This window comes from Kocuria massiliensis (assembly GCF_900169715.1).
In the GTDB taxonomy this organism is placed as follows: Bacteria; Actinomycetota; Actinomycetes; order Actinomycetales; family Micrococcaceae; genus Rothia; species Rothia massiliensis.
In genome coordinates this window covers 103,213-123,535 of record NZ_LT835159.1, presented here as the reverse complement: position 1 = coordinate 123,535, position 20,323 = coordinate 103,213, and the positions used below count along the sequence as shown (strand labels likewise).

Here is a 20,323-nt window from a genome sequence, read left to right as displayed (position 1 = left end):
TATGGACATCCCGGGCTAGTTGCAGAGCCTTCCAATAGTTAAAGAAGTAAGGCGGGACGCGCAACGCGTCCCGCCTTCTTGCCTGTCTCACGTGGTTCGTCTCCCATAGAACCGTCACGCTGCAGGCGCACATGACGGCATGCGCGAAGCCTTCGCACATCTCGTCGATATCGACAATTCAGTATAAAACACTCGTGAGTACAAAACACCAATGCGGCGCGGGATTCTTTACCAAACCTTGACCGAAGAAGCGTCATAGTTCTTCTTTTTTCCGGCAAATTCGCGTCGCGTCAGCAGGGTGTGTCTCTTTGCGGCATCTAGGGGGAATAAAACACCACAAAAGCGTCGTTGGTGTGGAGGAAAACTTCAGAACTATCCCCTCGGAAAGGTTTCCTCGTGGCCTACTCCCATCTATTTCAACCTCTGACTCTTCGTGGTCTGACTCTCAAGAACCGGGCCTTGATCGCTCCGATGTGTCAGTACAGCGCGGCCGACGACGGCGTGCCCACCGATTGGCACCTTGCCCACCTTGGGTCCTTCGCTACCGGTGGTTTCTCCCTTGTTCTCGCCGAGGCATCCGGCGTCACTCCCGCGGGCCGTATTTCCCCAGGCGATTTGGGTCTGTGGAGCGATGACCAGGTCAGCGCTTTCTCGCGGATCGCGGACTTCGTCCACGAGAACGGCCAAGGTGCCGCCTTCGGCATTCAGCTGGCCCACGCAGGCCGAAAGGCGTCCACCTACCATGCGCTACCGGGCTACCCAGAGGGGTCTTTGGCTTCCGAAGACGGCGCCTGGGAAACCTTCGCCCCCACAGATGAGCCTTTCGGCCCCTTTGACGCTCCGCGCGCTATGACCGAGGACGACATCTTGGAGACCGCCCAGGCTTTCGCCGACGCCGCGCGTCGGGCGGTGCAGGCCGGCGTCGATACGGTGCAGATTCACGCGGCCCACGGATACCTCTTGCATGAATTCCTCCAGAAGGCTGTCAACACCCGCGATGACCGCTGGGGCGGAGAGGAACTGGAAAACCGCATGCGTTTCCCCCTTGAGGTCATCCGCCGTGTTCGCGCGGAACTGCCTGATGAGATGCCGCTCTTGTTGCGGGTCTCGGCGGTGGATTGGAAGGAAGAATGGGGCACCGACGCCGGACGCCGCGCTAACGACGACGATCTCGCTGAGATCACCGAGTTCGTCCGCCAGGCCGGCGAGCTCGGCGTCGACATGGTGGATGTTTCGTCCGGCGGGAACTTGCCGCAGCCTCATGTGAAGCCGGGGCCGGGCTACCAGACGGAATTTGCTGCGCACATCCGCAAAGAGACCGGCATCGTGACGAGCGCCGTCGGAGTCATCACGGATCCCACACAGGCCGAGCACATCGTTGCGAGTGGACAAGCCGACGCCGTGAGCATTGGCCGCGAGGCGCTTCGCGACCCGCGGTGGGCATGGCGTGCCGCTCGTGAGTTGCGCCAAGACATCGAGTCGCCCGGGCAGTTCTATCGGGCCGCACGGTAATGAGGAGCCCAATTCACCAATGCTTCCAGGGAACTATCTCCACATTGGCTGAAAATGAGGTCACGATTCAGTGACGACGTTTTGCCAGGGGTGAACAATCCCGGAATCTGGCGGCGGACGGTTCACATTGCCCGGACGCTTGGCCTAGTGTGATCACCAAGAGGCGACCCAGAGCACAAAATTCAAAGGGTTGCCGCAACGAAAGGAGCCGAATATGGGTTTCGATCTGAATAACGACAAGGTTGACGACGCTCTAAACAAGGGCAAGGATGCCGTCAATGACAAGACCGGTAAGGATACCGTCAAGGACGAGCATGTCGATAAGGCCAAGGATGCCTTGAACGACAAGTTCGGCAACTAAGTCACGGTTCCTTACAAAGAATCATGCTGACCCCTCGGGTAATACCTTGGGGAACCTTACGAAAGGAGTCCCGCTATGGGTATCGAGGACAAGGCAAACAACGCCTTTCAGGACGCCTCCGGTAACGCCAAGGAGAAAGTTGGCGAAGCTGTTGGCAACGATGATCTGAAAAACGAAGGCAAGGGCGACCAGCTCTCCGCCGCCGTCAAGGATGGCGCAGAGAAGGTCAAGGACGCTGCTCGCAACATCGGCGACAAGCTCAAGGGCTAATTAGGCGACCTTACTTGCCTGCTCATGGCGGTCCCCCTCCGGGGTGGGCCGCCATGAGTGTTTTAACGACGCCGGGGTTACACGTAAGAACTTCGTTGCACCGCCTACCAGGTGACGGCTGAAAGCCGGCGGACAGAACGCGATGTTTGCTTGAAACGCTTGGACTACGAGCTAAGGGCATAGACGACCACAAGTGATCACATCGACGGCGGCTGAGGCCCGTTCCCCGCCTTCTACCTCGACCAATTACAAAGAAGCATTGACCACCAGAACGCTAATTTCAACGGAATCGGCGAACACGTCCAGGTCATGGACTTTGCTTCAATTAAAACTTTTGCCCCCAGCGCCAATCATAAGAAAGAGGAAGGCGAACAGGGCGATGTCATTTACAGATTCCAGGTTGAAGCTCTTCCGCAACCTGCGACAAAGGGCCTTCCGTTTTGTAAAGTTAACGTCTACTTGACACTAAAAAACATCCCAATGAGCAAAGTATCTAGCCAAAATAAGGGATACGAGAGACTCCCCCAACGGACACGTCGACACGTTCCCAAGAGCGTTAGCCGAGCGCGAGCTTGCCTGTCCGCTCCGGTCAGCCAGATCCATTAATGACAAAAGAGCGTGAAATGAGGTTGATCCCCAGGAACTACCTCAATTGATCTAAACCATTGACCTTCTTGATATAAGAGTCTCCATCCCAGTTCAATATTCCAATGGAAAGGCTTACAGATTCCCCCTCATTCCTTTCAAGGATGTCGGCAAGTTCTTTGAAGGTAACACCTTGGTCAGTTACATTATCTATGTATCCATCCCCGCAGTCTGCGGTCTTTACACTAATAACCTTCTTCGTTACTGATACCGAACCACCTCCGACGTTGTCATCCCGAAGTTCCACGGAATTAATTTTGCAGTCTTTATTTTCTTGAAAATGGTCGTTTATATACTTATATAAAACTCCCCCACCAAAAAACATAGTAACCGGAACGAAAAATGCAGCGAATGCCAAAAGTATTAGGATCTTATTCAAAACTCTTAATTTCTTTGGCTTTTTATCTATCGTTTTCATCTTCGATATTCGCCCTTCGGATGGTACCCGCTCAGAGACTTGTTCATGCCGTTAATGGACGACCCGCTGGTTCGACTCACGATCATCGAACCCGTGACCGTCGTCCGGAGCCACTACTGATCGGCCGCCCCACCCACGTGTTTCAATGTATTCAGACCCTTACCAGAGAGTTCCCGACCGACCTCCGCCGTCATTTTCGCGCCAGGAGTAGATGCCTTCAGCTCTTAAACCGGATTCTTCATAGAATTCTTTACTCAGCCCACCGTCTGTATCGCCCAGCCGGCGGTCTTACCAACCTTGCCACAGTCCGCGTCACCGTGTGCATTCTGGGTCGCAAGAGAAGTACCCACGAACAAACCAGCACACCGGGACCAACTATCAACGCCAATGCAGCCGACGAGCATTCCTTGTTGCCACACCAGTCGCGAGGAAAAACCAATTAGCTGATCAACCAGATCATGAATACAAAAAACATGACCACAAATAGGCCTTCCAGCACCCTAAACCTCCACCCAAACTTTGGCGGCCTCCTTCTATTTTCCATCGCTCGAATTGACCTCCGCATTCAACTAGGAAAAGAACATAAATCTAAATGTATTACAGACCATAAAGTGAATCATACTATCAAGCTGCACGAACCGATAGAACGCTTGACCAATACCGTCAGACCTTCAAACTCGGAACGACATCTCCGGATACTGCAAGCGCCTAGTGCATTTATAATTATTCTATCGAGACTAAAGATCAACTCTATATCCAGACTTTTCGTCTTTACGCAGGCTCCATGCCCCAACCTCAATTTGCACCTGGTCTCCGACTCTTTCCTTTAACGAGTCTGACAGGCTCTCTAGTGACTGACCTTCGACGTGGGTCCTTCCCATGACCACCAAACCACATTCTTTCGTTTTGATATGAAGACTTCTGGTAGTTGCAGAAACACTTCCCGCCCCGGACTGGTTAGTGATCTCCGACCCTATTATCGTACACGTAATCGTATTGTGGATAAATTTGTTTATGATCATACTGGCAATATTGATTCCGGGAAATGCTATAACCGCTATTAGCAGACAGGCAGTAACAAATAGTCCTACGGCTCCCTTTAGGGATCGTTTTTTATGCAAATTTTTTCTTCACCCTTTTGCCATTCTGGTGTGTTCCGTAATATTCTCCTGCTCTGGGCCGCTACGCTTCCCCGGGAGTACACCGTCACGATTTCTTCTACTTCGGCTAAATTTACCTCAGAATCGTGGTTCCCACCTGGGTCCAGGCCGCTAGTTATGCAGGTTCCTAGCCCCACCCGTAGTCTACACTCTCACTAACGGTCCAGTTTGTTATACGTTTAACTGCATCAAACTTTGTAGAGATAAATAGAATTAGATCTTCCAACCCAAACTTTCTCATAAGAGAGTCGGGGGTTGAGTTTCCTCGCGTGTCTTTCACGGGTCGGCTAGAACCATTGAAACACCCCCACCGCCGAGGACACCGCCAAATCGGCTCCATCGAGCCCCTTTCCCACCGATGAGTCGAATTTTCTCGACGCACCTGGTACGCAGCATGGCTAGGAGGCCTGCGCATGCGCCCGGCCAGCGTCTATCTATGATAGGTCGACGGCAGAATGAGGATGACTGAAGTAGATGAGGTTGGCTAGTGAAGTTCTTCGAATTTCTGAGCTGTCGCTGGGTTGCTGGTCAGCTGAATATCTCCGAATTGGAACTTATACTCGCGACCTGGCTTGACCTGTTGAGCTACATCGCTAATCGATTCTCCATCGACGGTTTTTCGCATCTCAAATTTGTCGCAGTTGCTCGACTCAATGTCGACCCGACCTGAACCGCCGCTCTTCGGGGTTCCCCCGCTGTGTTCTTCAACCTTCGTCACTTTACACACTTGTTCAGAATAGTGACTCTTATTATAAACGTTCTTAATCGGCATCCCTACAAGCATCGCCACAAGAAGCAATATGCCTAGCGCAGCTAAGGTAAGCACAATTATTGATCCTAGCACCCCCTCTCTTTTTGCTTTCACGAATATCCTCCCATTTTTGTAATTGACGACCTTGACCGCATGTTTTCCAGGTTCTGTATTATCCGGTAAATCGTCCGCGATTCGCGTAATTGGCGCCGATCCGAATCCATCTCGTTGAGTCTTTGAAAAGTCTTCACCAATCATATACGTATTAGAAAACGACCGCATACCTGAGGATGTCGAATCCATCCCCGCATTCACTGTCTTTCTCAGGGCACCCCCTAGACGCTTTATGATAATGATTGTCCAGGAGCCCCTTTACGGGACCTAAATCGAGTTTAGAATCAACCATTCCTATTGTCTTCTGGGTCGTAGGCGTTAGGGCCCTACCCCCTCCCCTTTGAAGACCCCACCAGTCGCCACACCGATACCCAATTACCCTGCGCCTTCCCGAAAGGATATATCTCATCAGGAACCACATAGTTCCCCACCTTCGACGCCCCTCTGTTCCGCACTACCACCGGCTGCCGACTTGACCGACGCACCCCACTTCCAGAACCCAACACCGAGTCGCCCTTCGTCACCAATCGCTTCCCACGCATCCCCGCAGGCACACCAGCAACCGGCATCATCACCGTGCATCAAGCCAATCATCCACCACAAGAATCGGGTTCCCTAACACGCCGCACTGAAAATTCACTCCACCTATATTCCAACAACTTGGGTCGTTTATTTATTCGTGCAACCGAATGGCACTATCCTGTTAGATCGTATTAGAGTTTCCACTTGTTGAACGTCAGGACCGCTATTTTAATCACGAGATATCTAATGCGTCTTGCAACTCGACAAGCAATTCATGTAAGCCTGCTGCGTCTAGAATCTAATCTCAATTTTACCTACTTTCCGATTGCCGCCGTGCACTAGATACTCCTTGTCCACCCTCATCGACGCCAGAGGTTACTAGTCCGCCAACATCGGCACATCCTAGATTAGAACCTCTACTTTACAAGATGATTCGCTAATCCTTCCTTTGATTTCGGGCTCGTTCGTTAACCAAGATTCACCGGACATCATGCAATTAATTCGCCATTAGTCAGCGCTTGGCCAGAAGCATTCGTAGTCATAATCCAAGTATAAGCCGGCCAAAATTTTCATGGCATTTTTCGACGAGCGTGAGGAATCTATCGGGCTCTCTCCCTGCCTCAAATAACCGGCGCGCCAATTCAGCCGCGGCAGTCGCGCGCCGTAGGATAAATCTATCTGAAAAATTGCTATTTTATTGCATTTATTTCACAGACTCATTATGGGACTTCATCGACCGCATCTGATCAATTCACATGAATTGATCAATGTGAAGAAGGTTTTTTGCATTTTTAGTGCGCTCTGACGTCTCCAACACCGACGCAAGGTACCAAACTCATTACTGTTCGAAAATTCGACAATAGTTGCATTTTTAGGGCATCAGTCTATCTCTTGCACATTTTGGGCCTTGTCCCTGGATCCTAGTAATTTGAGGTCGCCAAATTGGAATTTGTAGACCTTGCCACTCTTAACCATTTTCCTTAGGTCTCCTACCGATTTACCGTCATTTGTTTTTCGCATCTTAATATCCCCGCACTCTTTGGTCTTTAACTCCAACCAGGCTCCACCCCCACCACCAGTAAAACTTCCACCGTCTGTATAATTAGCCTCTTCTACGCGGCAAGTCTTTTCAACAAAATGGCTCTTATTGTATTGTTGAATAATTAGTGGCCAAACAGTAAAATATGCCAGTATCAATGCACCCAAGACGATGGCTATCAGTAGCGTAATTCCGTATAATTGATTCTTTTTTTCGTTTTTCATTTTTTATTTGTAAGATCCTTTCATAAACCCTATTTATGCGTAGCATTGGCTGAAAATCCATAGCTTGTATTATCTGGAATGTGTGTCGATAGGGTTGACTTCACGGCAGACGAACCGGACGGCGTTGTTGTCTTATCAATATCTCCGTAGTTAATAGAGTATTTCCGAATGTTGGTCCACTATTTATTGACGAATTTCCAAGAGTTTTTCCAGTCTTTTTGTAACGATATTCATGTTATTAGCAGTATGCTTTTTTAGACCAGTTCCGCCTTTTCCGCACCAAACTCCTTTACTGAATCCAATTTTGAAAATACCTTACTGATTAATGGCTTGGTTGCTTTCTGCCCACCATTAAATACTCTTCCTGTCACCGCTTCAATTGGGTCTTGCCTGCACCCTTCGGCATATGTCCTATTTGGATCATCTGTAACTACGTCGTAATTGAGGGCATTTGATTTCCCTGCTCAATGCCGCCTGAATTAGCCTTTCCAACTTCCCTAGCAGTCCTACTACCGGCGAACTGCCCCACCTTCGAAGCAGACTTCTCAGCCACCCCAACACTCACCTTCGAGATCAGCGCCCTACCTGTCCCCTTCGTGAGAGATGAAACAGCCTGCTTTCCTACTAGCCCAACCGCCTTAGGAATCGGCCCTCCCATAGCCCTCAACCCAGTATCCACAGCAACCGACTTCCAGTTAACTTCTCTGGTGGTGAATTTCTTCGAAGCAACATTAAATCCGCCGAACCACATCGCCATTTCCAATGGGTCCACCAACCCCGGTAGCCATCAAAAATCCACCGCCAACTATCGAGGCCCCTGGGGCTAGGTACTCCCAGTCTCCCCCACCCAATTCCATACAGCGCCCCTGGCCTTCTCCAACGGAGACTTCCGCGCCTCCGTATACGCATGCAACTCATCCGCCGACATCGGAGACAACCCCAACGGATCCAACGCACCCACCGGATCATTACCCGCAAACGAATACGGAATACCCGACCAACCAGCACCCACCACGGGAACCGACCACGGATCAGAAACCTCCGTCACACGAGCGGGCTTCCACCCTGCAACACCCCCCATCGGCATCCTCAGTGGCCACAGACACCACAAACCCCGTCGGACCCCACGCACAGAACCATTTCGTAACCACAACCGACAACAACTGCGAAGCTTCGTCGTTAGGTAAGCTGTAAGACCACCAGACAGTTCAACCGGGGCCACCCGGCTGCCAACTAGCCTTCGGACAGGCACCAATAAGCCGGCGGCATTCAGGAATACCCTCTCCGATCGGACGGGGCTTCTATGGTTAGCCGGGCGACTGTCACATTCCTGGGTGCCGGGCTTCTAGAAGGCTTTCACCACTTAGATGTTTTCGTCGCAGAGGTTGTCCCTTCGCTTACCTTCTGAGGCACGTGCCACGACGACGCGTTCCGAAGTATGTTCAGGATCGGCCGACCAGCCCCGCTCGTGGACAAAGCGGGTAAAGCCGTCTTATCAGTGCTTCGTGCACCACCGTGTCTTCCTGTCACTGGATCGATTCCCGATATACGGCTGCTGCGGGCAGAAGCCATCCAAGAGTCCACGTTCTCGAGAATTGCGCGAACCTTGGCGACCGAATCCTCATCATCCGCGCCTGACTGGAGCACCTATCGGGACGGTTCCCAGAACCGGGCCTAATCGCCTGTTTCCACGACAAACCAGAACAATTCTGCTTCGCCGCAGACCCAGTCTGGTCGAGCATAAGAGGAAATCATGTGTCGATCCTCGTCAAAGATCCACCTAACACCATCATCATTGATGAACAGGAAAGTATTCAGGACCGAGGAAACCCCGCACCTAAGGTGCATGTGCATGATCCCTCGGCCTTCAGGCCACGCTGTTGTAAATGTGAGACAGGGCAAGCGAGGCCGCCTCATTGCAACCGCCCCGTCATGCGGCTCCGAATGCCGGTCAGCCGGAACTTTCCTCTAATTAGAAACTGACGCCTCTATCTACAATAGGTACCCCTACTTGTGACGACCTTATTGCAAAGTGTTTTCGGGCGGCAATAATGAGAATTTTATATTTTACCCGTGCCACAGAAACTACTTGTTCGTTCCCTGCAAAAGTTCTGAAACCCATGTCATAAATTCGTCAGTCGAATCTTTCTTAAATAATATTCCCATACTATCTACATTCTCAGGAGAGTATATCGAGAGACTGCCCGATTTAGAATCTCCAAAATATGACTCCAAATCTGTTCCCGAATGATATTTTTGTCTGTAAATAGTTATGAATGTGACGTCTTTTGGATTCCTGAAATCCTCTACGATTTTACCTTTTTCGAAAAAGTCGGCGTCCAACTCCGACAGGTAGAATTCTAACGTATGCTTCGAGGAATTCATCGACGCCCTTGTCATGAAACGTTTATCCATATACGATTCCACGTCAATACTCCACTCGACCGGAGTTGCTTCAGGCGATACGTCCCCTTGTTTCGAAATTTCGAATCCTACGATTATTAAGTTTGGTCTTTTGGGCTGGTAAATTTCATTTCTCGTAGAGATTTTGGTATTTTTAGATTTTTTTGAAACAAAAATAAGGGAGTAGACATCCATATATGCGAATATTCCAGCTGCGTAGGAGATACTTGTCGGAACGCCTTCTACGCGCAGGTTGAGTGATATGTAGACAAACAATGTCCCAAACACAAAAATGTAGGCCAGGAACCCATATTTGGTATGGCCAAATATGCGCATCACACAAACAGCAATCGCAATTCCGAGCAACCAAACCCCGATTTTCACGAACACCACGTGAGCAGTCAGATGGCTCCATGGATACATGGCTATCGCAAAGCAGACAGAAAGCGCAAGGCAGTGTTTAGCAACTCGCACTAGTTTACCCCTGCAATTTCTTGTAACTTGTCAGCAGCCATAAATATTCCAGTTCCAACCCCTGTGCCATAAATCGCAGACCCATATAGAGTCTTTGTATTGTGTCCCTGAAGATTTGTTAATCCGTTCCGGCTATGTGGAGTACCCACCTTCATTTTGATTCAATGTGTTCACGCCCGTTTGACTGGTCATATTTCCGACTACGTCGAATTTATTAGCGGTATAGTCTGTAACCCTCGATGACATACCGGAAGTTCCTGCGGACACTAATGCACTCTTGCCGCTGATTTCTCTGCCCGAGATTGCATCTGAGACAACCGAGCCTCCAGCGCCAACTCCCATGTCCTCGAGTGTCTTAATGGCATTCGAAGCATTCCCAGTAGAAGTCTTTAGATCGATTTTGCTCGTGACGCTACTAGGCATGGACTTAAAGGCAGAACTGTTCTTAATAGACGGTCCGACCTTTTTCACGGGACTTCCACTTGCCTGACCAATGTTCGCGCCAGCAGCTGAAGTCAACGTGCCTCCCGCGACACTACCCGCAAAGTCTCGGCCATTCTCAATCTTCCACCCATGGGTTGCCAAATACTGGAATGACGACCCTACACCGCCAGCAGCGCCATGAACACCAGCATTAACTCCCATTGCCTTCGCAAGCTGAGTTCCACCGGAGGCCATCCCCGCAGTCGCTCCCTTGGCAACGGCCATACCCACGCCACCAATGGCGCCAGTAGCCCCACCAATTGGTGCATCCTTTCCAGGAGCCTTCCAATCAACGCTTCCTTTAGTGGCCTTCTGCGACGCGACGGAAACACCGCCAGAGAGCAGCGCACCAGAACCAGCCATCAACGCCACGCTGGTAACGCGACCAACTCCGATTCGCTTAGCGCAACTCCTCTAATCTCGATAATGAACGTTTGGCGCACGCTTGGAGTAGCACATTGCTAAGCCATCTAGGTTGTGTTCGATCAGCCTCCACTATCCAGAATCATCTAGAAACGGGTGGGAGTGACTGCGAAAATTGGGTCGCCTAGTGCATTTCCTCAAATTTTTGAGCTACCTTTGGATTATTGAGCCACTGAATATCGCCGAATTGGAACTTGTATTCGCGACCAGGCTTGACCTGTTTAGCCACGTCGTTGATTGATTTTCCATCAACTGTTTTTATCATCTCAATGGGTTCACAATCGCTAGACTCGATATTCACGCTGCCGCTACCTCCACTCTTGGGGGTCCCCGTCTGCACTTTCTCAACATGTGTAACTTTACACGCTTGTTCAGAATAGTGATTTTTATTGTAAGCGTTTTTTATTGGAACTCCAAATAATGTTGTTATAACAAGTATCAATCCAGATATAGCTACTATCAAAAAAACTACTTTACCTACAACATTGCCATTTTTTTCTCCCACAATTGACCTTTCACTACGTTAGTTCGATGCTGCAGTGGCACGCTTTCCGAGCCCTGTGTTGACCGGTACATTTCCAGTTATTGCCATGCTTAGCACTGATTCAGCTCCATCTCGTTTAGCCTTTGAAAAGTCTCCGACATTCATCTTCGTATTCGAGAAAGATTGCGTACCTGAGAACATCGAATCATACATAGTATTGGATGTCTTTCTGAGTGCAACTTGGCCCCATGACGCTTTATGTGATGGACCAACTAATCCGTCACCAACTGAACCTAGTTTCAATTTAGACTCTAGGTCCCCAACAAGTGACTGGCCTGATGGCTTGATGGCCGTATGACCTCCCTTGAAAGCCCCACCAGTTGCTACACCGACCCCCAGTTGCCGCGCACCTTCCCCATCAACTCCAAACCACCCAAACTCAAAGCCCCACCGGCCGTCAGACCAACAGCAGAGTCCCGGCCCAAGAAACCAGCAACATCAGCACCCACCACCGGAACCGACCACGGATCAGAAACCTCCGTCACACGAGCAGGCTTCCACCCCGCAACAGACCACGAATCCCCCACAGCCACACCAGCAACAGAAACCACCACAGACAGCTGGCCAAAACCAGCCAATGCCGGCACCACCGACGCCGAATCCCACAGCAACTCCGTGCCATTCACCCAACGCGGCTCACCAGTCGCATCAACCCACACATCCACCGCAGACACCGACCCACCATCAGCAGCCTCGGTGGCCACAGACTCCACAAACCCCGTCGGACCCCACGCAAACTCACGCACAGAACCATCCGCACGAACCTCACGAACCCGACGGCCCAAACCGTCATACACAAACGACGCTTCCGAACCATCCGAACCCACAACCGACAACAACTGCGAAGCCACGTCGTAGGTGTACGAGAATTCCACACCATCGCGTGATTCTCGGACCAAGCGCCCCGCCACGTCATAGACCCACGTGCGATCCATACGCTCGGCCCCGGAGGTCTTTGACCCCACCAGCTGCGACGCTTCATCGTAGGAGTAGACCGTCAAACCACCGTCAGACTCATCAACCGAAGCCACCCGACCAGCAGCGTTCGTTCTCTTTTTTCGCCAAGTCCCGCAGTTCACCGGCAGACGTCGCAACCTGACGCAATTGCGTGCACAGCTCGTCCGCGTCCAAGGCCGCGGTCCTGGCATTCTCCGCAAATAGAGTAGAGAAATGTCCCTTGAAGTCTTTCTTGCCCGTCTCGACATCACCAGACCGAGAAGACTTCTGCCCATCGATCAGTTGGGCACAGTTATTGAACGCCGAGATGACGTCTTCGGCAACGCCAAAGTCGAATTTGACATCGCTGCCAATTCCCTTGAGGGCATCAGACACGGGACACTTCTCCTGAAGCTAGCATTTCAACTTTTATTTTAAGTAGATAGGAACAGCAAAAATGGGGCTGGTGCGAGACCGTTCGTACCAACCCATCACATCAGCCCCACCCTGCTGGAACGGGCGCGGTATTTACGCGCCACCATCCGTAGTGAAGATGTCCATGGAGATCTTCCCCAGCTGAGTGCAAAGCTCCTCGAGCTCCGTCTTAGCTTCCTCCAGGGTGGTCTTGGTTGCGGGCCAAGTTGAGGACCGGAGATTGCATCGCTTGAGTTAGCGTCATGTCGCCTTTCAAACAGGTACCCGACTGCGGATTAACGAAAGATTCGCAGATGATTTTGTGCATTTTTAACCGAATTATCTTCCGAAAAAATATATGAGAAGTATAAACAGTTTGGAAGTAAACATCATATATATTTGGCATCTAGAATTCCGTCCTGACGCCACCAAGTTATATAAACTTCTACTAAGTTGCGCTGCTAGTATTCTTCTTTTTTGAGAGTCTATTTCTAATATATCCTCCAACCACGCCTCCACCGCCCAGCGCAAAATAGTACGGTAAAAACGTATAATAGTACGGGCGCAATGGTGTACTCAGAACAAAAGTGGCGATAAATGAAACTATTACAACTATATAAATACAAGCGCGAGGCGGGGCAAATAAATATACAGCAAAGGAAACGGTAAATCCTACCAATGTAGCAACTAGTATGGCTTCCATACTCGACACAAGCCGCCCGCTAGATATGATCAGCGGTAAAGCAATCCCCCATAGAGTGAGGATCATCCCCCACAATAGGGTGGATTTGCTTATTTTTTCAAATGGCTCGATTTTATTCTTCATTTTTACCAATTTCAGGGTGTAAATTTTTCCAAGACTTCCGATTTTCCAACATCCAGTCCAACACCCCATGCGTTGGACGTCAGTGCAGACCGCATTGCACGGGGTCCATTAACTCCATGAATCGCACCCGAGATAGTTGAAGGGTTGCCTCTTGCAAATTGTTTTATACTTGCGTCATTATTTGGTCCTTTTGCATTGGGGAGTATTTTACCCACATGTGGAGTAGTTGCCGATATTGTCACGTCTCGCATACTTGTCTTATTACCTGAAATGTCGTTTCCCAATTTAGTACCCGCAACGCTAGTTACAGATTCTATTGTTGGAGTAAGAACTTTCGTGGCCAATTTACCGGAAGTTCCGCTCTTAAAGACTTGCTGTGCGATCGATCCGGCTCCTGGTCGTGCAAGTCCTCCCCCAGCCCCAGCAAGACCCCCGCCAGCGATGCTTCCAGCAAATTCTCGCGCATTCCAATTATTCATGTGGGTGAGAGAATACGAAGCTCCGCCGCTCACTGCGCCGGTCCCGCCATTAATTCCTGCGTTTATTCCAACGGCTCTTGCAACCCTTCCGGTATTGCTCACTGTTGCAGCAATACCCTTCCCCACTGCCGTTCTAGCACCACCAAGCGCGCCGGTTGCTCCTCCAATTAGTGTGTCTATTCCGACTTGCCCCCAATTTACTGTTCCGTCCGCATTCTTGTTACCGAGTACCGAAATTCCCCCCGACAGCAACGCCCCTGACGCCGCGCCCAAGGCAATCATCCCAACAGGGCCAGTCGCGATCGCTCCTGCGATCATCAACGCGCCACCCGCAATCATTGCCGTAGTTGCTATTGCGTCAGCGTGTTCATTCGCCCAGTTTTTCACAATCCCGAGTGGAGTATGCGCCTCCGTATACGCATGCAACTCATCCGCCGACATCGGAGACAACCCCAACGGATCCAACGCACCCACCGGATCATTACCCGCAAACGAATACGGATTACCCGACCAACCAGAACCCGCCTATACCAGGGTGCCTGAACTCAGTGGATCTCCAGTGGTTGGGCATATGCTACTGTGTATTTCGCATACTTACCCCATTAGCCAAATAATGAATATCATTGATGCGGAAGTTAGCAAACTATAGACAATCAGCTTCCACCATTTCACTTTTTCTTTGGGCATTGGATGTATCGCCTCATCGTAGAATCTCTAGGTTTGGCAAATGGCTCGACTGGCACATTCTAATCATATTTTAATTCTATACGCGGTGTGTTCATTTTTATGCAATTGCCATCCACCTACTTGCATTTCAACCTTATTACCTTTGTTATTATTTAGAGCATCCGACACCTCTTGCAGTGAACGATTTTCGTGTGTGTTACTCATGACCACCAACCCGCATTCCTTGGTTCTGATATATATGCTCTTAGTTGTCGCGGATACATTTCCACTGCCGGACTGCGCAGTCAGATTTGAGCTTTCAACCGTACAGGTTATATTCTGATGGTAGAATTTATTAACTACTGTATTTGCTATATTAACTCCCGGAAATGCCAATAGCGCAATAATAAAACAGAGAAATATTAGTATACTCAGGATTGTTCTGAAAATCCTATACGAAAGCGGTCTATCCTTCCAAGCGATTTTCGCGCTCTTTGATTTAGACATCATCATCCTATATTATCTAGCATCAATGATTTTCTTCGAAAACGCCTTGGATTGTCCCTTAGCAGCGCTTTTAAGTCCCGCCTGATTGGCATCATGCCACGAGCCTCCGTCCGCTCCTGGGTGGTCCGTTAGATAATAGTTACTAACTCCGGATCCATAGTCGATGCCTCTACTACCGACCCAATTGGTAACTCCCGTCGATGCTTCAGAGCTTAAGGCCCGGTTTATTACCGAACCATCGGGACCGGTATTCCCCATAATTTTAGGAGAAGCCACCTTGAGCATCTTTCCAGATACGGGAGACATGGAGCCTGTTGCCACTCCCCCTGCCGCCGAACCAACTAAGCCTCCCGGTGTATGCGGACCAGGACCGGTTGCATAACTAAGCGCATTGTTGACAGAGTTCCCAACGCTTCCCTCAATCATCTGGCCAGGTAGGGTCCGCCGGAAGTGATGCTGTTGAGCTACCTCCATTCCCTTCTGCATGACCCCTTGACCTTTAGCTTCGATGCCACCTCCAGCCTTGGTAACCCAATTGACCCCGGGTGTTGACACCTTCGTGAATGGAATTGGTTTCTTTATGAAGTTCTTGGTAGCTGCCCAAGCCTTCGACGCGCCCGTCCCAATCTTTTGCACGACTGAACCGGATGGAACAATTTTGCTTCCCACCGTCGAAATAGCACCGCCAGCTATCTTGCCTGCCGTCATAGCCGCGCCGCCACCGGCAAGACCAGATACGCCACCAATCAACGTATCCTTACCCACCTGGCCCCAATCCACCCCATCCTGCGCCTTCTGACTCGCAAGCGAAATGCCACCCGAAAGTAGCGCGCCCGATCCAGCCATCAACGCCAACCCAACCGGCGCCCAACTCCGGTAAACGTCAACGCAGCACCCACAATGCCGGGACCGATCGCCGCCCCCGCGCCCACATACTTCCAGTTATCCCCCACCCAATTACCTACAGCACCAGTAGCCTTCTCCAACGGACTCTTATGCGCCTCCGTATACGCATGCAACTCATCCGCCGACATCGGAGACAACCCCAACGGATCCAACGCACCCACCGGATCATTCCCCGCAAACGAATACGGATTACCCGACCAACCAGCACCCACCACAGGATCCAACGGATCCACCGACAAAAACCCACGAGAACCCCGGTCAAACACCCGAGCCCCCATCCACTCCAAACCACCCAAACTCAAAGCCCCACCGGCCGTCAGACCAACAACAGAACCCTGACCCAAGAAACCAGCAACATTAGCGCCCACCACCGGAACCGACCACGGATCAGAAACCTCCGTCACACGAGCAGGCTTCCACCCCGCAACAGACCACGAATCCCCCACAGCCACACCAGCAACAGAAGCCACCACAGACAGCTGGCCGGAGGCCCTATTCGATTCGCCCACCCCAGAAGGCAGGCATGCGAACTTGTCAAAATAAATATCTGTTTTGCATATTTATTTATTTGATGGCTTACTCGTTCGCGCGACTTTGTTTCGCCGTCCGCCCAATTACAAACAAGCTTACATCCTATAAACTATAACTCCACTCGGCCGATATCGATCCATTTACCTTGTGTCTAAACCCGAGAATCAATATTATTCACACCGCATAATTGGAATGCAATCGGAAGCTGCCCTACTTTCGAATTACCATAGGGCAGGTGGTTATTTTATCCCGTCACATCAATCCTTACGGCTACTAGCCCGGCTATCCTGTGCCATAGACCATTACTGCCATCGATGCACTGCATGTGGGACGACCTACTCTTGCACAGGACCCTCAAAATCTTTCCCAACCCAAGTATGGAAAATCCAATTAAACTGGATGGTATCAATCGTGAATTTATATTTCTTTCCAGGCGTGAGGCGCTTCGCCTGATTTTCCGACTCCCCTTTACTCCAATTGCTTTTGCCTATTGATATATCCGGACAGTCTTTATTAACAATTTTAATGCCACTAATTTCCCCACCTGCGATCCCATTTGTTCCCATTGTCGAACTGGAACTTTCAACTGTACATATTTCAATTCTATGAGTCAGCTTATTTATTCCGATAACGGACGCAATTATCATGAAAATAACACCAATGGGGATCCAGTACGTTCGAGCTCGTTGAAACCAGGGTAATTTATATTTATTTTGCACGTTAATTACCTCATAATCCCCAGGGGATTCACCAAATTTTGAGCAGTACCCTTATCACGACCATTCCCCCTGCATAGTGGCGTCTCCCATTACGGGCGCAAAACTCTTCAATGCACATTTCCCGTCAGACATAGTGGAACCCTTAATGAAGCTATCTCCTACCGTGACAGGATCAAATCCTTTATCCCGTGGCGTCCCGGCATAGTTCAACGACACGGCGATACTTCCTTGAATGGAGCTTATGCCCATGTCCGTAAACCCGCTTCGAACTCCTCCTGCTTCGAGACCAGTTGGAGCACGTCCTTTCGCCCCAGATACACCCCTGAGTTTTGGTCCTCGGATCGAGGGGATACCCACCAACTACCCCTCCAGTTGTAAAGGCCTGTGCTGCTCCTCCAAAATCATGTGACCCTTCTTGATTCAGGTACGATCCAGTATTCTGGATGTTTCCTTGAGCCGCACCCAATCTGGCTCTTCACAATTCGGGGTGTAGGTGTGGTCTGAATCCGCCGGCTTCGAGGAGTGCGCGGGCGATGTAGTTGGTGAGGTTGCGGAAGCCGAGGGCCAGGCCACGCAGGTGCTCGAGGCGACCGTTCACGGCTTCGGTAGGTCCGTTGCTCGTGCGCGGCCGGTCGAAGTAGGCCAGGACGTCGCAGGCGCGTCTGGTCAGGGTGCGGCCGAGCTTGCGCAGTTCTACCAACGCCTCAGGCACACTGTCGGCGAGGGCGTCGATCACGGAGCTCATCTCGACGCGGCCGGCTGCCCGGTCGGGGTGACGGTAGGCGGAGATCATGCGCTGGTAGATCCCCCAGGTGCACTCGACTTGCACGTGCCGGTCCCCAGCGAAGAGCTTGTCAAGGCGCTCGTGCTGGCGGTCGGTGAGCAGGTCAGCCCCGGTGTGCAGGGTCCGCCGCGCGGTGTAGAGCGGGTCGCCCTTGCGTCCGCGGTGTCCGTGCAGTTCCTGCTGGACTCGGCGGCGGCACTCATCGAGAGCGTCCCCGGCCAACCGGATGACGTGGAAGGGATCCATAACCGTGACGGCGTCCGGCAGCTCCTCGGTGGTGGCGGTCTTGAAGCCCGCGAACCCATCCATGGCCACGACCTCGATCCCATCGCGCCAAGCCTGGTCCCGCTCGGCCAGCCAGTCCTTGAACGCCTTCTTCGACCGACCTTCGACCACGTCCAGCAGGCGTGAGGGCCCGGTGCCGTCCCGGACCGGGGTGAGGTCGATGATCACGGTGACGTACTTGTCACCGCGCCGGGTGTGCCGCCACACGTGCTCATCGACCCCGACGACCTTGACACCGTCCAGGCGGGTCGGGTCCTCGATGAGCAGACGCCGGCCCTCAGCCAGGACCGCGTCGTTGGCGGTGTTCCACGCCACGCCCAGTCCTTCGGCAACTCGGGCCATCGACAGGTGGCCGACGACGATCCCGACCAGACCCCACCGCAGGCCGGCGCGGGAGATCTTGGCCCGCGGCGGCGCCGCAGCGGTGGTGTCCTGACGCCACACGTGCGAGCACTCCTTGCAGCGGTAGCGGCGCACGGTGAGCACCAGCGTGGTAGGGCGCCACCCGAACGGCTCGTGCGCCAACTCCCTGCTCACCGTGTCACGGGGCACGCCCTGGCAGCCGCACCGCCTGCACCAGTCGTCCGGCTCCACGACCCGGCACGCCAGCACGGACCGGTCAGGCTCGAGCAGCTGGCCGGTGACCTCCAGACCGAGGCCGTCGAGGCGGGTGAAGGTAGTCAGGTCAGGGCGCGTGAAGGTAGCGTCAGGCACGTCGAGGTCTTCCGGACGGGTTGTGTGAGAACTCCCATCATCGGAAGACCTCGACCCTCACCCCGACACCGACGCGCCGCCCCAGGTCGCACCACAGCTACACCCTCATCTGTGAAGAGCCCCCAATCTCATCTTCTGACATACCTTACCGACCACCGGAGTAAACTCCTTGGTATCCGCCACACCTGCCTTAGGTTGAACCGCTGCGGGTCGTTGGACCTGCAACAAAATTTTGGCCGAAGAAACCAGTAGGCCAATGCGTCTAGTATAAATGCTGCCGATATGTGTACATTAGTCTGGCTTCTGGAAGGATCAAAATCGATCGGACGGTCATTTATTAAGCTTTTCTCTGTGCAATTTCTTCGCAGGACTTCGAACCAAAAATACCTATGCCTTAGATTGCGCAGATGCCATGCCTTCGACCCAATCGAAGAAGCGAGATGTCTGACTCTCATCAAGCTCTATTGCCGTTCCACGACTTCGGTCCGGGTAAAAGAAGATCAGGTTGCCATAGGACGACTCGTCGAGCCAATTCACGAGGTCCGATCCATCGTGGTCCTTTTGGTAGACCAGCGAGAAAATTGATTCAGAGCCCGCATCACACGGCTCAATTACGTTTCCACTCTTGAATCGCTTCTCAAGAAATTCGTGCATCCAGAACTCCTCATGGGTGCCGTTAACTTCCAAAGAAATCTTTGAACTATCAAGTTCGGAAGCCCCTCTATGGAAAATCATTTCAAATTGCGCAATTTGTCCTGTATGAAATTCACCAGAACATTTATCCAGAACTCGAACTCTGGACGTCAATGTCCGAGTTTGAGACTTCAAACTATTCCGCCTCAGACCATCGGATTCATCATTTGGAGTTTTTAGAGATGTAATTTTTTTGTCATATTTGTCTGCAACCACCGGGCCGAATATTAAATTATATAGATTTAGCGCGGACATGACCCCCATTAGGTAGGCCAGGTTCAAACTCCGTCCATGCACTCGAATCCCAAGGCTCATGAAGACAAATACAGACGCAATCATGATGAAATAAATAAGCGGAGCAGCTTTTGTTCTCCTCAGGGTGCCAATTAACATCATGGAAATTGCTGCACCAATAATCCAAGATCCGGACAGCGAAATGATCATTAAAAAATCTAAACGATTCCATGGAACAAAGACAATTCCGAGGGTTACCAGCGGCAAGATCGCATGCTTTAGCCTA

General features: G+C 51.3%; 20 protein-coding genes. 3 read left to right on the top strand and 17 right to left on the bottom strand.

Annotated elements, in window-relative coordinates; translation table 11 throughout:
• Positions 1-396 precede the first annotated feature (396 nt).
• From B9Y51_RS00785 to B9Y51_RS00780, 3 genes are all read left to right on the top strand, one after another.
• The gene (locus B9Y51_RS00785) at positions 397-1,512 is read left to right on the top strand and encodes an NADH:flavin oxidoreductase/NADH oxidase (RefSeq protein WP_085528454.1); all 1,116 of its coding nucleotides are present in this window, start codon (positions 397-399) and stop codon (positions 1,510-1,512) included.
• 214 nt (positions 1,513-1,726) lie between these two features.
• Positions 1,727-1,873, top strand: a complete 147-nt coding sequence (locus B9Y51_RS11005) for an Rv0909 family putative TA system antitoxin (protein WP_126855695.1) — start codon at positions 1,727-1,729, stop codon at positions 1,871-1,873.
• Between the two features lie 75 nt (positions 1,874-1,948).
• On the top strand, positions 1,949-2,143 hold the full coding sequence (locus B9Y51_RS00780) for a CsbD family protein (RefSeq protein WP_048682449.1): 195 nt from the start codon (positions 1,949-1,951) through the stop codon (positions 2,141-2,143).
• A gap of 643 nt (positions 2,144-2,786) precedes the next feature.
• On the opposite strand, the gene B9Y51_RS00775 is transcribed toward B9Y51_RS00780, so the two are convergent.
• The 17 genes from B9Y51_RS00775 to B9Y51_RS10965 all read right to left on the bottom strand — a co-directional run bounded on the left by B9Y51_RS00775 (position 2,787) and on the right by B9Y51_RS10965 (position 20,304).
• The gene (locus B9Y51_RS00775) at positions 2,787-3,206 is read right to left on the bottom strand and encodes a hypothetical protein (protein ID WP_085528453.1); all 420 of its coding nucleotides are present in this window, start codon (positions 3,204-3,206) and stop codon (positions 2,787-2,789) included.
• A gap of 1,644 nt (positions 3,207-4,850) precedes the next feature.
• Complete coding sequence (locus tag B9Y51_RS11000) at positions 4,851-5,375, bottom strand: hypothetical protein (protein ID WP_143467943.1); 525 nt, start codon at positions 5,373-5,375, stop codon at positions 4,851-4,853.
• 1,257 nt (positions 5,376-6,632) lie between these two features.
• A complete protein-coding gene (locus tag B9Y51_RS00765; protein ID WP_085528451.1) occupies positions 6,633-7,016 on the bottom strand; it encodes a hypothetical protein in 384 nt (127 codons plus the stop codon).
• Positions 7,017-7,446: 430 nt separating this feature from the next.
• The gene (locus B9Y51_RS00760; protein ID WP_143467942.1) at positions 7,447-7,773 is read right to left on the bottom strand and encodes a hypothetical protein; all 327 of its coding nucleotides are present in this window, start codon (positions 7,771-7,773) and stop codon (positions 7,447-7,449) included.
• A gap of 66 nt (positions 7,774-7,839) precedes the next feature.
• Positions 7,840-8,097 carry an RHS repeat-associated core domain-containing protein gene (locus B9Y51_RS10995; RefSeq protein ID WP_143467941.1) on the bottom strand — a complete coding sequence of 86 codons (258 nt, stop codon included), beginning with the start codon at positions 8,095-8,097 and terminating at the stop codon, positions 7,840-7,842.
• Between the two features lie 1,004 nt (positions 8,098-9,101).
• Positions 9,102-9,893, bottom strand: a complete 792-nt coding sequence (locus tag B9Y51_RS00755; protein ID WP_143467940.1) for a hypothetical protein — start codon at positions 9,891-9,893, stop codon at positions 9,102-9,104.
• Positions 9,894-10,025: 132 nt separating this feature from the next.
• Positions 10,026-10,739 carry a hypothetical protein gene (locus B9Y51_RS10990; protein WP_143467939.1) on the bottom strand — a complete coding sequence of 238 codons (714 nt, stop codon included), beginning with the start codon at positions 10,737-10,739 and terminating at the stop codon, positions 10,026-10,028.
• Between the two features lie 184 nt (positions 10,740-10,923).
• Positions 10,924-11,304 (bottom strand): hypothetical protein, encoded by a 381-nt coding sequence (locus B9Y51_RS10985; protein WP_143467938.1) that lies wholly within the window; start codon positions 11,302-11,304, stop codon positions 10,924-10,926.
• Between the two features lie 362 nt (positions 11,305-11,666).
• Positions 11,667-12,374, bottom strand: coding sequence for an RHS repeat domain-containing protein (locus tag B9Y51_RS00745; protein WP_158088218.1), 708 nt, complete (start codon positions 12,372-12,374; stop codon positions 11,667-11,669).
• A complete protein-coding gene (locus B9Y51_RS11130; protein WP_158088217.1) occupies positions 12,361-12,675 on the bottom strand; it encodes a hypothetical protein in 315 nt (104 codons plus the stop codon). Before B9Y51_RS11130 ends, B9Y51_RS00745 begins: the two co-directional genes overlap by 14 nt.
• A 466-nt stretch (positions 12,676-13,141) precedes the next feature.
• Positions 13,142-13,519: a hypothetical protein gene (locus B9Y51_RS10980; RefSeq protein WP_143467937.1), complete on the bottom strand. Its 378-nt coding sequence runs from the start codon at positions 13,517-13,519 to the stop codon at positions 13,142-13,144.
• An 11-nt stretch (positions 13,520-13,530) separates the two neighbouring features.
• A complete protein-coding gene (locus B9Y51_RS10975; RefSeq protein ID WP_143467936.1) occupies positions 13,531-14,100 on the bottom strand; it encodes a hypothetical protein in 570 nt (189 codons plus the stop codon).
• 1,083 nt (positions 14,101-15,183) lie between these two features.
• The gene (locus B9Y51_RS00730; protein ID WP_085528445.1) at positions 15,184-16,017 is read right to left on the bottom strand and encodes a hypothetical protein; all 834 of its coding nucleotides are present in this window, start codon (positions 16,015-16,017) and stop codon (positions 15,184-15,186) included.
• On the bottom strand, positions 16,017-16,481 hold the full coding sequence (locus tag B9Y51_RS00725; RefSeq protein WP_085528444.1) for an RHS repeat-associated core domain-containing protein: 465 nt from the start codon (positions 16,479-16,481) through the stop codon (positions 16,017-16,019). Before B9Y51_RS00725 ends, B9Y51_RS00730 begins: the two co-directional genes overlap by 1 nt.
• 462 nt (positions 16,482-16,943) lie before the next feature.
• Positions 16,944-17,327, bottom strand: a complete 384-nt coding sequence (locus B9Y51_RS10970) for a M14 family metallopeptidase (RefSeq protein WP_143467935.1) — start codon at positions 17,325-17,327, stop codon at positions 16,944-16,946.
• 475 nt (positions 17,328-17,802) lie between these two features.
• Positions 17,803-19,110, bottom strand: a complete 1,308-nt coding sequence (locus B9Y51_RS00720; RefSeq protein ID WP_048680651.1) for an ISL3 family transposase — start codon at positions 19,108-19,110, stop codon at positions 17,803-17,805.
• Positions 19,111-19,497: 387 nt separating this feature from the next.
• Positions 19,498-20,304 (bottom strand): hypothetical protein, encoded by an 807-nt coding sequence (locus B9Y51_RS10965; protein ID WP_143467934.1) that lies wholly within the window; start codon positions 20,302-20,304, stop codon positions 19,498-19,500.
• Between the last annotated feature and the right edge of the window lie 19 nt (positions 20,305-20,323).